Genomic DNA, 13,252 nt, shown 5'->3' with positions numbered 1-13,252 from the left:
GAGGGAGCCTTTACCGACTGACGGCGCGGACGGCTAGCCTCCCGGCTTGGGCGCCGTCAGCTTCGCCTCCGCGTCGACCGCCCGCTTCAGCGCCGCCTTGATCTCGTCCTGCGCCTTGCCGAAGGCCGCCCAGTCTCCGGCCTGCCTGGCCTTCTCGGCGTCCTCGACGGCCTTCTGCGCGTCGGCGAGCGCCGCCTTGACCGTCGGGTCCGTGCTGGGCGGTGGCGTGGTGGTGCCCTCGCCCGGCGGGGTCGTCGGCGGGGTGGTGCTCGGCGCCTCGGCCCCGAAGACCACGTTCAGTGCCTTCTCCAGGGTGTCCTCGAAGGCGGTCTGCTCCCCATAGGTCACCAGGACCTTCTTGAGCAGCGGGTACTTCAGCCCGCCACCGCGCACGTAGACCGGCTCGACGTAGAGCATGCCCTTGTCGAGCGGGACCGCGAGCAGGTTGCCGTACTCCACCTGCGAGTCGCCCCGGCTCAGGATGTTGATCTCCGTGGCGATCTCCGGCTTGGAGTTGAACCGGGCCTGCACCAGCTTGGGTCCGTCCACCGGGTTGGTGGTGGGCAGCTTCAGCAATTTGATCTTGCCGTAGTCGGGTGTTCCGGGGTCGGCGTTGACCTGCATGAAGGCGCTGAGGTTGTCCCGGCCGTTCGGGGTCATCGTGGTGGTGAGCGAGAAGGCCTGGTTCGGCTCCTTCTGCCCCGGCATCTTCAGGGAGAGGTAGTACGGCGGGACCGCGTTCCCCTCCTTGTTCGTCGGGTCGTCCGGCACCGCCCAGACCTCGCTGCCGCTGAGGAAGGTCTGCGGGTCGGTGACGTGGTAGCGGGTCAGGAGCTCGCGCTGCACCTTGAACAGGTCCTGCGGGTAGCGCAGATGGTCCATCAGCGCCTGCGGGATCTCCTTCCGGGACTCGACCGTGCCGGGGAAGGCCTTCATCCAGGTCTTGAGCACCGGGTCCTGGGTGTCCCACTGGTACAGCTTCACCGTGCCGTCGTAGGCGTCGACGGTGGCCTTCACCGAGTTCCGGATGTAGTTGACCTGGTTCTCCTGCGCGACGACCGCGCGCTGGGAGTTGGTCAGCGAGTCCGCCGTGGTGTCCCCGAGCGTCGTACGGGAGGCATAGGGGTAGCCGTTGCTGGTGGTGTAGGCGTCCACGATCCACTGGATCCGGCCGTTGATCACCGCCGGGTAGGCGGCTCCGTCGATGGTCAGCCAGGGAGCGACCGCCTCGACCCGCTCCTTGGGCGTCCGGTTGTAAAGGATCTTGGAACCTTCGCCGATGGCTCCCGAGTAGAGGATCTGCGGCTCGCTGAAGGCGAGGGCGTAGGCGGCCCTGTTGACCGGGTTGCCGAGGCTCACGCCGCTGTCGCCCTTGTAGGTGGTCTCCTTCTCACCCTTGTCGTCGGCGTAGTCGAGCTCCTTCTGCGGGCCCCCGACGATCGAGTACTGCTTGGTCTGCTCGCCGTAGTAGATCCGCTGCTCGTACTCTCCGAGGTCACCGGTGGAGGGCAGGCCCGATTCGTTGAAGACGGGGGTGCCGTTCGCGGCGACCTCGGTGCCCTTGGCGGCAACCGCTCCGAAACCATGGGTGTAGCGGAAGTGGTCGTTGATCCAGTTGTTCTTCGGGATGCCCCCGAGGTTGAGTTCGCGGAGGCCGATGACCGTGTCCTGGCCCTTGTACCGGTCCACCGCAAGGGTGGACGGGAAGCCGTAGTAGCCCCGGTTCTGCTGGAGCTGCTGGAAGGCCGGGGAGACGATGTTCGGGTCGAGCAGCCGGACACTGGCTGTGGTGTTGGCGTCCTGGCGGAGCTTGTTCTTGTCCGCCTTGGGGTCCGGGATGCCCGCGTAGTCGCTGACCTCAGTCTTGTCGATGCCGTACGCGTCACGCGTCGCCGCGATGTTCTTCTGGACGTACGGCGATTCCTTCGCCTGCTCGTTCGGCTGGACCTGGAACTTCTGCACGATCGCCGGGTACAGCCCGCCGATCAGGATCGCCGAGAGCACCATCAGGCCGAAGCCGATGACCGGCAGCTGCCAGGTGCGGCGCCACAGCGTCGCGAAGAACAGCGCGGCGCAGATGGCGGCGATGGCGACGAGGATCGTCTTGGCCGGCAGGTACGCGTTGGCATCGACGTAGCGCAGGCCGGTCCAGTTGTCCGCCGCCTTGAAGTCGCTGGACTTCACGGCGAGGCCGTACCGGTCGAGCCAGTACGCGATCGCCTTGAGCGTGACGAAGAGGCCGAGCAGCACCGACAGGTGTCCGGTCGCCGCGGCGGTGGCCCGGGCGCCCGGGCTGGTCACGCGCAGTCCGCCGTACAGGTAGTGCACGACGGCCGCGGCGATCACCGAGAGCACGACCGCGGCGAAGCCGAAGCCGAGCAGGAAGCGGTACCAGGGCAGGTCGAACGCGTAGAAGGACACGTCCAGGTTGAACTGGGGGTCCTTCTGTCCGAAGGGCACCCCGTTGACCCACATCAGCCAGGTCTTCCACTGGCCGGCCGCGGAGGCCCCGGCGATCAGGCCGACCAGCACGGAGATACCGAGCAGCAGCCACTTCTTGTAAGGGGCGATGCTCATCCGGTAGCGGTCGAGGCTCTGCTGCTCCATCGACATCGCGCTGAGCGGCGGCCGCAGCCGGTACGCCAGCCAGATGTTCAGCCCGACGGCACCGGCCATCAGCAGACCGAAGACGGCGAACAGGCCGATCTTGGTCCACAGCGTGGTGGTGAAGACGGAGGAGTACTTCACGGAACGGAACCAGAGCCAGTCCGTCCAGAAGCCCGCGAACATGATGAAGAGCATGGCCAGGACGGCCAGCACGCCCAAGGTCATGAGGAGAGTGCGGGCTCGCCGGGACGGGCGGCCGACTCTCATCCGTGGCCCGGAAGGGCCTCCGCCGCGGTCCGGCATCTGGAAAGCCAAGGTGCGCACCTCGAAAGTCGCTGAGTCTGGTAATGAACGGGCCCCCGATCGTAGAGCCCACTCATGCAACTTACGGAGGCTTTAGTCAGTTCCCGGTATCCGGCGGAAAGGAGGCAGGATGTTGTCCATGTCCAACCTTTCGCCTTCCCCCGGCACGCCGATGGCGGCCAGCCCGCTGACCCGCGCCTGTCTCGAGATCGACGAGTACGCGGCCGGCCTCGGCTGGGACAAGCCCGCACGGCTGTTCGCCCTCGTCGACACCGCCCGGCTCAAGAAGCAGGAGCCTCGGCTGGCCGGCCAGCTCGGCCTCGACCAGGACGACGCCGGCAAGTCCTCCCTCACCCCGATCGAGCAGGACGAGGTCCCGGCCGGGACCCCGCTCGACAAGTTCCTGGGCACCATCGCCTGGCCCGACGCGGTCGTCGGCTGCGCGCTGACGGTGGAGCGGCTGATGCTGCCGCCGTCGGCGGAGGCCTCCGTACCGGAGGGGCTCAGCGACAAGCAGCTGGCGAAGTGGGTCGCCGGGCACCCCGAGCGGCAGGAGGTCCGCATCACGGTGGCCGTGCTGCGCGACGGCTCGCGCGAGTCGGCCGTACGGCTCCGCGAGAAGGACTCCTCGACCGAGGTCCTCACCGGCGGGGGCCTGGTGCCCGGGCTGGCGGAGGCGCTGGCCGCGACCTTCTCGTAGGGCCGGAGGGGTACGCCGGCCCGCGGGGCGGACGCGGGCCGGGGCCGGAGCCGGGGCGGAACGGTCAGGGCTTGCCGCACTGCGGCAGCCCGGCCGTGTCCCCCTTGCTGATCTTCTCCAGGGCCTTCGTGGCGTCGTCCATGGTGGAGACCTTCACCAGGGTCAGCCCGTCGGGCACGTCGGAGGCCGCGGCCGCGCAGTTCTCCGCGGGTGTCAGGAAGTACTCGGCGCCGGCTTGACGGGCGCCGATGGTCTTCATCTGGATGCCGCCGATCGGGCCGACCTTGCCCTTGTCGTCGATGGTGCCGGTACCGGCGACGAACTTGCCGCCGGTCAGGTCCTCGGGGGTGAGCTTGTCGACGATGCCGAGGGCGAACATCAGGCCGGCGCTGGGGCCGCCGACGTCGGCGAGCTTGATGTCGATCGTGAACGGGAAGGTGTGGTCGGTTCCGGCCCGGATCCCGACGATGGCGTGACCGTCGTCCTCCGCCTTGCCCGTGGTGATGGTGACCTTGGAGGAGCCGGTGGGCTCGCGCTGCGCCTTGGCCGCCTCGGCCGCCTCCGCGGCGGGGATGACCGTGAACTCGACCGGCTCGCCGGCCTTGTGCTTGGTGACGAGCTTGGCCACGTCCTCGGGGGCGGTGACGGGAGCGCCGTCCACGGCCTGGACGACGTCACCGGCGTGCAGCTTGCCCTCGGCGGGGCTGGCCTTGACCACGGAGGAGACGATCACGCGCGCGGTGACCGGGATGCCGAGCTGCCGCAGGGCCGCCACCTTGGCGCTCTGCTGCGACTGGCTGAACTCCTCGGCGTTCTCCTGCGTCGACTGCTCTTCCGTCTTGCCGTCCGGGTAGAGGTTCTCGTGCGGCACGACGATGTTGTCGCCCGCCAGCCACCCGTACACCGCTTCCAGCAGGTTCATGTCGTAGTCCGCCCCGGTGACGCGGACCGTCGTCATGTTGAGGTGGCCGCTGGTCGGGTACGTCTTGCGCCCTCCGATGTTGAGGACGGGCTCGCCGTGCGAATCACCGAGCGTGTTCACGGTCGGGCCCGGGCTCATCTCGGAGTACGGGACCTTGAGGAACACCCCTGCGCAGAGCAGCGCGAACAACATCAGGGTGGAGGCGAGCATCGTCGCAGTGCGGCGTGGCATGGATCCGACAGTACGGGACGGCCCTGGCGGGCGGCCCCTGGGGCCGGTCCGTACGGGGCCGTGCGCGGAAGTCTCAGTACCCCCGGCGGTCCGGGGGAGCCTCACGGGACGCGTCAGACGGCGTCAGAACCGGAGTGGGCCTCTGCTTTCGCCCTGCCCTGATCGGACCTGTCCATGGCTTCACGGAACCTTGCGTAGCCCGCGAGCTCGGATATGTCTCCTTGAGTACGGTCGCGTGCCGCCCAGCTGCCCCATATCGCCGCTCCGATCGCGGCGAACAGCGGAATCAGCAACCACGCCAATGACGCCATGCGCGTGCCTCCCTGCCCCGAAAGTACGTGTCGTCGGTGGCTTCAACGCTCGTGCCCGGAAGGGGGTTACGCAAATCGAGGGCGTGTTGCGCGGCCGAACGGGTGCGAGGCTACCCCCCTCCGGGGGCCACCTCGCACCCGGGGGTTCAGCAGGCCCCGACCCACTCCTCGGTGCCGTCCGCGAAGGTCTGGTGCTTCCAGATCGGGACCTCGTGCTTCAGGTCGTCGATCAGCATCCGGGAGGCCTCGAAGGCCTCGCCGCGGTGCGGGCAGGAGACGGCGACGACGACGGCCAGGTCGCCTACGGCCAGGTCCCCCACGCGGTGCACGGCGGCCAGGGCGCGGACGGGGTACTTCGCCACGACGCGCTCGGCCACGCGGCGCATCTCCGCCTCGGCCGTCGGGTGGCAGGAGTAGCCGAGCGAGTCGACGTCCGCCCCGCTGTCGTGGTCGCGCACCGTGCCGACGAAGAGCGTCGTACCGCCCGCCGCGTCGTCGCCGACGGCCTGGAAGACCTCGTCGATCGAGAGCGGGGTGTCACGGATCTGGAGCAGCCGGATCGGGTCCGGAGCGGCCTGCTCGCCGGGGTGGTCGAAGTGCGGTGCCATGCCTTCATCGTGCCCTAGTGGCTGACGAGGCGAAATAGCAGTTTCGCCCGTGCCGGACCCGCCCCCTTGGGAGCCTCCTACCAATCCGGCCCCGCGGGCACGATCCGGCCCCGCCGGCGTTTGAGGCACGGGGATCCGGGGGCAGCGCCCCCGGCAACGGCGGCGCACCGGACCGGACCGACAGCCGACCGCAGGTCAGATGCCGCGCCGCTTCCGCGCCCGGCGGACCGCGGCGGCCGCGCCCAGCAGCGCCACCGTCGCACCCGCGGCGCCGGCGGCCGTGGCGGCGTCCTTGCGGCCCAGGCGGCGGCCCGCGACCGTGTGGCGGCCCGCGACCTCCTGGAGGAGCTCGGCCAGCACCTCCTCGTTGGTCCAGCGGGGCCGCCAGCCCGCCGCGTGCAGCCCGCTGACGCTGACCACCCAGGGGTGCATCGTGTACGCGAGGTCCCCGGCCGGGGACGGGGTCAGGCCGATCCGGTGCAGCCGGGCCGCCGCGCCCAGCGCGACCGCCGAGGGGAGCTCCATGCGGCGGATGCCGCTCAGCTCCTCGACCTCCTCCTGCTCCAGCCAGCCCTCGCAGCCCACGGCCAGCTCGCCCTCGACCTTCTCCAGGGCGGCGTACTCCAGGGCGCTGACCAGGTCCTCCACGTGGCAGAACTGCCAGGTGGGCCGGGATCCGGCCACGACCAGCAGGCGCGGGGACTCGAAGTAGCGGGTCAGCGCGGTGTCCGTGCCGCCGACGAGGACCGCGGGGCGGACCACCGTCACGTTCAGGCCGGGGTGGGCCCGGGGGGCCCGCCGTCCCAGCCGCTCGATCTCCAGCAGGTCGCCCACGCCGGTGGCCTCGGCGGTGGCCCGCAGCTCGGAGTCCTCCGACAGCGGGATGTCGTTGTCCGGCAGCGCCCCGTAGACCATCGCTGAGGTGCACAGCACGACGCGGTGCACCCCGGCCGCCGCGGCGGCCGTCAGCACGGTCTGGGTGCCGCGCACGTTGTACGCCGTACGGGCCGCCGGGTCCGTCTCCAGGTCGAGGTCGAGCGCCAGGTGGACCACCACGTCCGCGCCGCGCAGCTTCTCGGCGATCGCGGGGTCCCGTACGTCCAGCACGTGCCACTGCGCGGCCGCGCAGTCCCCGCGCCGCTCGTCGATGGCCACGACCTGCTTGACCTCGTCGGATGCCGCCAGGCGGCTCACCAGGGCGGCGCCGACGCCCGACGCGGCGCCGGTCACGGCGATCACGGGGCCCCGCACCGCCGGGTTTCGCGGCTGGCGAACGCCGTCGGCGCTGTCGCCCTGGTTTTCGGCGTCGTGGGCCGCGGGGAAGTGCTTGTCCGAGCTGTGCTTGCCCAAAGCGTGCGGATCCGGGGAACTCACCAGGCGTCTCCAGCGGTTGTCTTCAGTAGGGACGCGCCGTGACGCGTACCCACCAGGTGATGTCCATCCTGCCGCAGCCCAGGAGTCGGCGGAGCACCGAGCCCGGAAGCGGGTCTGGTGTCTACGCTGGGTGGTGTTGTCGGACCATTGCCCGTCGGCACCCGCCGGCGGCCCTACGAGCCGAGGAAACCCGTGAGCGACACCCCATTCGGATTCGGCCTTCCGCCGGAGGAGCCGGAGAACGGCGACGATGGCAAGAGGAAGGGCGATCAGGGCGGTCAGGGCGGCCCGGCGAATCCGTTCGGGTTCCCGGGCATGGGCATGCCGGGCGGCCCCGGCGGCGCGGACAACCCGTTCGCCGCGATGTTCGGCTCGATGAACCCGAACGACCTCGGAGCGGCCTTCCAGCAGCTCGGCCAGATGCTCAGCTACGAGGGCGGTCCCGTGAACTGGGACATGGCCAAGGACATCGCCCGCCAGACCGTGGCGCAGGGCACGTCGGACGGCGTGAAGGACACCAGCGTCGGCATCGCCCAGAAGTCCGCGGTCGAGGAGGCCGTCCGCCTCGCCGACCTGTGGCTGGACGACGTGACCTCGCTGCCCTCGGGCGCCACCACGGCCGTGGCCTGGAGCCGCGCCGAGTGGGTCGAGGCGACCCTTCCGGTGTGGAAGGAGCTCGTGGACCCGGTCGCCGAGCGCGTCGGCGCGGCCATGGGCAGTGTCCTGCCGGAGGAGATGCAGGCCATGGCGGGCCCGCTGCTCGGCATGATGCGCTCCATGGGCGGTGCCATGTTCGGCCAGCAGATCGGCCAGGCCGTGGGCGTGCTCGCGGGCGAGGTCGTCGGCTCGACCGACATCGGGCTGCCGCTCGGCCCGGCCGGCAAGGCCGCGCTGCTGCCGCTGAACATCGAGAGCTTCGGCAAGGACCTGGGCGTCCCCTCGGACGAGGTGCGGCTGTACCTGGCCCTGCGCGAGGCGGCCCACGCCCGGCTCTTCGCGCACGTGCCGTGGCTGCGCTCGCACCTGTTCGGCGCGGTCGAGGGTTACGCCCGCGGCATCAAGGTCGACACCTCGAAGCTGGAGGACGTGGTCGGCCAGCTGGACCCGTCCAACCCGGAGCAGCTCCAGGAAGCGCTCCAGGGCGGTATGTTCCAGCCGCAGGACACCCCCGAGCAGAAGGCCGCCCTGGCCCGCCTGGAGACGGCCCTCGCGCTGGTCGAGGGCTGGGTCGACGCGGTGGTGCACGCGGCGGCCAAGCCCCGGCTGACCTCGGCGGACGCCATGCGCGAGACCATGCGCCGGCGGCGCGCCTCGGGCGGCCCGGCCGAGCAGACCTTCGCGACGCTGATCGGTCTGGAGCTGCGTCCGCGCCGGCTGCGGGACGCCTCGCGGCTGTGGGCCTCGCTCACCGACGCGCGCGGTGTGGACGGCCGGGACGGGCTGTGGGAGCACCCGGACATGCTGCCGACGGCCTCCGACCTGGACGACCCGGACGGGTTCGTGCACCGCGAGCAGCTGGACTTCTCCGAGATCGACAAGATGCTCGGCGAGGCCGCCCGCAAGCGGGACGACGAGGACGGCGAAGAGAAGAAGTGAGCCTGTACGACGACGCGGTCCTCGTCCTGAAGGGGTACGAGGACCAGCCCGAGCTGCGCGATCTCTACCTGGACCACCTGGCCGCGCATCCGGACGGGGTCTACAAGCCCTGTCAGGCCGGGCACATCACCGGCAGCGCGCTGGTGATCGACCCGGAGCGGGAGCGGGTCCTGCTGACCCTCCACAAGAAGCTCGGCATGTGGCTGCAGATGGGCGGCCACTGCGAGCCCGGTGACGCCACGCTCGCGGGGGCGGCGCTGCGGGAGGCCGTCGAGGAGTCGGGCATCGCCTCCGGGCTGACCCTGCTGCCGGGCGGCCCGGTGCGCCTGGACCGGCATCCGATCCCGGCGCCGTGCAACTGGCACCTGGACGTGCAGTACGCGGTGCTCGCACCGGCCGGAGCGGTGGCGGAGATCAGCGAGGAATCGCTCGACCTGCGCTGGTTCCCGTACGACGAGGTGGCGGCGGTGGCCGACGCCTCGGTGGTGCGGCTGGTGGAGGCGGCCAGGGCGCGGCTCGGCGGCTGAGCCACGGCGGACGTGACGAAGGGGCGGTCCCGGGTGGGGCCGCCCCTTCGCCGTGCCGGAAGTGTCGATTCCAGGCGTGTCAGTTCAGGCGTGTCAATTCCAGGCGTTGTTCTGGTTCTGCGCGTGCGCGCCGTGCTGGCCCATCCCGAACTGGGCGGCCGCGCCCTGGCCGAGCTGGGCGTTCTGCGGCGGCAGCACCTCGCTGGGCTGCACCAGCGCGAAGCCGGTGCCGAGGAAGCTCAGCTCCCAGCCCTCGCCGGTGTTCCCCCGGCGCCGCCAGACGCCGGTGGAGTGCGTCTGGGCCTGCATCTGCACGCGCAGCGAGGTGGACCAGGCGACGATGGCGTCCGCGTCGGCGTTGACGTACTTGTCGGGGGTGACCTGCATCATCAGCGGCTGCCCGGAGGTCATCAGCGCGACCTTGCCGCGGCCGGTGATGTTGAGCTGGTACTTGCCGGAGCCGGAGATCCCGTACTGGCTGTCCACCGCGATGGCCTCGGTGTGCAGGGTGGAGTCCAGGGCGAGGACGTAGCTGCTGTCGACCGTGAGGCCGTCCTGGTCGACGTCCACGACGTGGACGTACTGGGCCAGGTTGGCCAGGTAGACCGTGCCCTGCCCGGAGCAGCGCATGAGGTCGAGGCCCTCGCCGGTGCGGCGGCGGGCGTTGCGCTGGTTGCTGCTCTGGTACTCGCCGTCGAAGTCGATGAGGCCCTGGTAGGCGACCATCGCGCCCTTGCGGGCGAGCACGTCGTCGGAGCCGGCCAGGGTGACCCGTAGGAGCTGGGGGTTCTGGACGGTGTACCGGTCCTGGGACTGCGCTTCCGCGTAGCCGAAAAGTGCGCTCTGCATGATGTGTCCGCTCCCCCTCAGCCCCGGGCCCGGAGCCGGTCGGTGCTGTCCTCGCTGGGCTGTACGACGACGATCCCCTGGCCGGAGAAGGCCATCTGGTAGGCCTCCCCGCTGCCCCGGCCGATCATCGACGAGGCCTTGAAGCTGCGCTTCCCCTTGACCTTGAGGTTCGGGGACCAGGCGACGAGCGCGTCCGGGTCCACGTACGTCTCGTCCTCGCCGCGGCCGCAGTCGACCACGATGGGGGTGCCGCGGGAGGTGATCGCGACCCATCCGGTGCCGGCGATCTGCACGTTGAACAGGCCTTGGCCGGCGAACTTCGCCATGCCCTTGACCCGCTCGACGCCCCACTGGAGGTGCGCGTCGAAGGCGAGCAGGTTGGTCCCGTTGACGGAGAGGGCGTCGTTGTTGAGGTTGATGACGACGACGTCGGCGCCGTAGTCGGCGAGGTAGAGGAGCCCGTCGCCGGTGCACTTCATCAGCGGGGCGCCCTCGCCGGTGAGCCACTGCGAGGCCATCTGGCGGACGGCCGGCGGGTTGGGCTCGTACTGGACGAAGCCCTCGTAGGCGACCATCGAGCCGGTGCGGGCGAAGAGGTCCTGGCCGCTCTGCATGGCGACCTTGAGCATGGCCCGGCCGTGGTTCTCCATGCGGGCCGTGACGGGGGTCGGGGCGTAGCCCGCGAGCTGCTGGTTCATTGCGTTCATGTCGGGCTCCCTCAGACCTCGTACGGCTGGACGACGATGAAGTTGCCGGGAGCACCGCGGAACTGGAGGTTCACGGTCTCCCCGCTGTGGCCGGGGTAGGCGTTGCGCCGCAGCCGGACCTGGCTGGACAGGATCACCTGCGAGGCGGCCGACCACGCGACGATGGCGTTGCTGTCCGCGAAGGTGGTCGGGGTGACGGGCAGGACGACCGGGACGCCGTTGGTCTTGACGATCACCGTGCCGGAGCCCTGGAACTGCATGGTGAACAGGGCGCCGCCGGGGATGCCGTGGCCCTCGATCCGGCGGACCTCGTGCTGGAGCGACTCGTCGAAGGCGAGGACGTTCTCGGCGGAGACGCAGATGGCGTCGCCCTGGAGCTCGATGGCGTGCAGGTGGGCGCCGTTCTCCGCGAGGAAGACCTGGCCGCGGCCGGTGCAGCGCATGAGCTGCATCTCCTGGCCGGTGGCGTTGCCGACGATGCGGCCGGCGAAGCCCGCGCCCTTGTAGCTGAAGTCGACCTTGCCCTGGTAGAGGACCATGCTGCCCTGGCGGGCGAGGACGGCCTGGCCGCCCATCGAGAGGTCCACCCGCATGAGCTGCTGGTTCTGCGGGGTCCAGCGGGCGCCGGTGGGGGCTTCCTTGTACGGCTGGAGCGCTGCGGCGAGACCCGCCCCGGCGCCGGCCGCCTGGGGGGCGTAACCCGGCTGCTGGCCGGGGTACTGGCCCGGGGGCTGGCCTTGGCCCGGCTGCTGGCCGGGGAACTGGCCGGGGGGCTGGCCCGGGACCTGGCCGTAGCCCGGCTGCTGGCCGTACGGGGCCGGGGCCGGCGGGGGCACCTGGCCCGGGTACTGGCCGGGCACCTGCTGGCCGTACGAGGGCTGCGGGGCCTGCGGGGCCTGCGGCGGCTGGCCGTACGAGGGCTGCGGGGCCGGCGGGGCCTGCGGCGGCTGGCCGTACGGGGCCGCGGGAGCCGGCGGGGCCATCGGGGCGGCCATGGTGGGGGCCGCGTGCACCGGAGCGGGCGCGGCGGGCTGCTGGTACGGCTGCGGGGCCGGCGCGGGGGCGGGCGCGGGCGCGCCGAAGGACGGTGCGGGGGCCGGTGCCTGGGCCTGCGGGGCCGGGGCGCCGAAGGAGGGCGCGGGGGCCGGTGCCTGGGGCGGCGGGGCGAACCCGGGCGTGGCTCCGCCCTGGGCCGGGACCTGCTGCTCCGGCTGCGCCTCCTCGGCGACCTCGCCGCCGAAGTTCCTCAGCAGCGCGTCGAGACCGCCGTCGAAGCCCTGGCCGACGGCGGCGAAGCGCCACACGTCCTTGAGGTAGAAGTCGCCGAGCATCACGGCGCGCTCGGTGGTGAACTCCGAGCCGGTGAAGGCGTACCGCACCACTTCCTCGCCGCCCGCGACGATCCGGATGTAGCCCGGGCCGACCTGCGACATCTGTCCGGCGCCGTCGATGGTGGCGGTGAAGGACAGCTTGTGGATGGACGCCGGAATGCGGTCCAGTGTCACCCGGAAGGATTCGGTGTCACCGGCCTGCGCGCCGAGCTGCTGAATGGACTCTTCCGGCGACTTCGGCTGGTTGAAGAAGACGAAGTAGCGGTCGTCGGACAACTGCTCGTTCGCGTCGAGGCCGAAGCAGCTGATGTCGAAGGCGAGTCCGGGCCCGCTGATCTGCACACCCACGTACAGATCGGTGCCCGCCGTCAGATCACTGATCTTGGCCTTGTGGCCGCGTTGGAATTCCCTGGCCATACGTAACGACCGTCCCCCATCCCGACTGTGAATGCGTGCCGCTCAGGCTAACGGCAACTGCCGACATCCGGCCAAGTCGGTACCGACCCGGTACACATCACGGTCAGTGACATCACGGTCATTCGTCGCGCGCCGCGGGCACCTTCGGAAGACGCTCGGCCGCGACCACTCCCTCGAGGTACCCGCGCGCCCGCTCGGTCCGCGGGTAGGACTCCAGCAGCTCCCAGAAGCGCGGGCCGTGGCCGGGGACGAGGAGGTGGGCGAGCTCGTGAAGGAGCACGTAGTCGACGACGTACTCGGGCATGCCCTGGAGGCGGTGCGAGAGCCGGATGCTGCCCTCGGCCGGGGTGCAGGAGCCCCAGCGGGTGTTCTGGTTGGTCACCCAGCGGACCGAGCGGGGGCGTGCGCGGCCGCTGAAGTACTGCTCGGACAAACGCGCGGCGCGTTCGGTGAGTTCCGCGTCCCCGAGGGTGCGCTTGCTCTCCTGCGCGGCGAGCTTGTCGAGCATGACGCCCACCCAGCGCTGCTCCTCGGCCTCGGACATCCGGGCAGGGATGAGCACGACCGTACGGTCACCCTCGCGATAGGCGGATACGGTCCTGCGGCGGCGCGCGCTCCGGCGGACTTCTACGGCGCGCTGCGGGGGGTCGGCGGACACGCCACGACCGTACCCGGAAGGCGCGGCCGAAGTCGCGCCCCTCCAGGGTTCGAACATGATCGATTCACAGCCGGCACCCAAGGCATCCACTTTCTCCATCTCATATGCCTG

12 protein-coding genes are annotated in these 13,252 nt (G+C 70.9%); 3 read left to right on the top strand and 9 right to left on the bottom strand.

Translation table 11 applies throughout. The features are described from left to right. Positions 1-33 precede the first annotated feature (33 nt). Positions 34-2,931, bottom strand: a complete 2,898-nt coding sequence (locus tag AB0D94_RS15635; RefSeq protein ID WP_362051461.1) for a UPF0182 family protein — start codon at positions 2,929-2,931, stop codon at positions 34-36. Positions 2,932-3,040: 109 nt separating this feature from the next. Between AB0D94_RS15635 and AB0D94_RS15630 the strand changes: the two genes are divergently transcribed. Next, positions 3,041-3,610 (top strand): PPA1309 family protein, encoded by a 570-nt coding sequence (locus tag AB0D94_RS15630; RefSeq protein ID WP_362051459.1) that lies wholly within the window; start codon positions 3,041-3,043, stop codon positions 3,608-3,610. Between the two features lie 64 nt (positions 3,611-3,674). Here AB0D94_RS15630 and AB0D94_RS15625 read toward each other — a convergent pair whose 3' ends face one another. The 4 genes from AB0D94_RS15625 to AB0D94_RS15610 form a co-directional block, all read right to left on the bottom strand. Beyond that, on the bottom strand, positions 3,675-4,763 hold the full coding sequence (locus AB0D94_RS15625; RefSeq protein WP_362051457.1) for a PDZ domain-containing protein: 1,089 nt from the start codon (positions 4,761-4,763) through the stop codon (positions 3,675-3,677). A 113-nt stretch (positions 4,764-4,876) separates the two neighbouring features. Further along, entirely contained in the window at positions 4,877-5,074 is a 198-nt protein-coding gene (locus tag AB0D94_RS15620; RefSeq protein ID WP_362051455.1) for a hypothetical protein, read from the bottom strand. Between the two features lie 146 nt (positions 5,075-5,220). Beyond that, entirely contained in the window at positions 5,221-5,682 is a 462-nt protein-coding gene (locus tag AB0D94_RS15615; protein WP_362051453.1) for a molybdenum cofactor biosynthesis protein MoaE, read from the bottom strand. A 195-nt stretch (positions 5,683-5,877) separates the two neighbouring features. Further along, positions 5,878-6,933, bottom strand: a complete 1,056-nt coding sequence (locus AB0D94_RS15610; RefSeq protein ID WP_362051641.1) for an SDR family oxidoreductase — start codon at positions 6,931-6,933, stop codon at positions 5,878-5,880. A gap of 315 nt (positions 6,934-7,248) precedes the next feature. On the opposite strand from AB0D94_RS15610, the gene AB0D94_RS15605 reads away from it, so the two are divergent. Both AB0D94_RS15605 and AB0D94_RS15600 read left to right on the top strand, forming a co-directional pair. Further along, positions 7,249-8,652, top strand: a complete 1,404-nt coding sequence (locus AB0D94_RS15605; protein WP_362051451.1) for a zinc-dependent metalloprotease — start codon at positions 7,249-7,251, stop codon at positions 8,650-8,652. Next, entirely contained in the window at positions 8,649-9,179 is a 531-nt protein-coding gene (locus tag AB0D94_RS15600) for an NUDIX hydrolase (RefSeq protein WP_362051449.1), read from the top strand. The genes AB0D94_RS15605 and AB0D94_RS15600 overlap by 4 nt, the downstream gene beginning before the upstream one ends. A 93-nt stretch (positions 9,180-9,272) precedes the next feature. On the opposite strand, the gene AB0D94_RS15595 is transcribed toward AB0D94_RS15600, so the two are convergent. The 4 genes from AB0D94_RS15595 to AB0D94_RS15580 form a co-directional block, all read right to left on the bottom strand. Beyond that, a complete protein-coding gene (locus tag AB0D94_RS15595; protein WP_362051447.1) occupies positions 9,273-10,028 on the bottom strand; it encodes an AIM24 family protein in 756 nt (251 codons plus the stop codon). A gap of 17 nt (positions 10,029-10,045) precedes the next feature. Continuing rightward, on the bottom strand, positions 10,046-10,726 hold the full coding sequence (locus AB0D94_RS15590) for an AIM24 family protein (protein WP_362051639.1): 681 nt from the start codon (positions 10,724-10,726) through the stop codon (positions 10,046-10,048). Between the two features lie 20 nt (positions 10,727-10,746). Continuing rightward, entirely contained in the window at positions 10,747-12,483 is a 1,737-nt protein-coding gene (locus AB0D94_RS15585) for a TerD family protein (protein WP_362051445.1), read from the bottom strand. Between the two features lie 118 nt (positions 12,484-12,601). Further along, the gene (locus tag AB0D94_RS15580; RefSeq protein ID WP_362051443.1) at positions 12,602-13,198 is read right to left on the bottom strand and encodes a M48 family metallopeptidase; all 597 of its coding nucleotides are present in this window, start codon (positions 13,196-13,198) and stop codon (positions 12,602-12,604) included. Positions 13,199-13,252: the final 54 nt, after the last annotated feature.

The sequence above is a fragment of the Streptomyces sp. NPDC048255 genome (genome assembly GCF_040652415.1).
Lineage (GTDB): Bacteria > Actinomycetota > Actinomycetes > Streptomycetales > Streptomycetaceae > Streptomyces.
The sequence above is the reverse complement of the archived record's forward strand: the minus strand, read 5'-3'. Positions and strand labels throughout refer to the sequence as shown.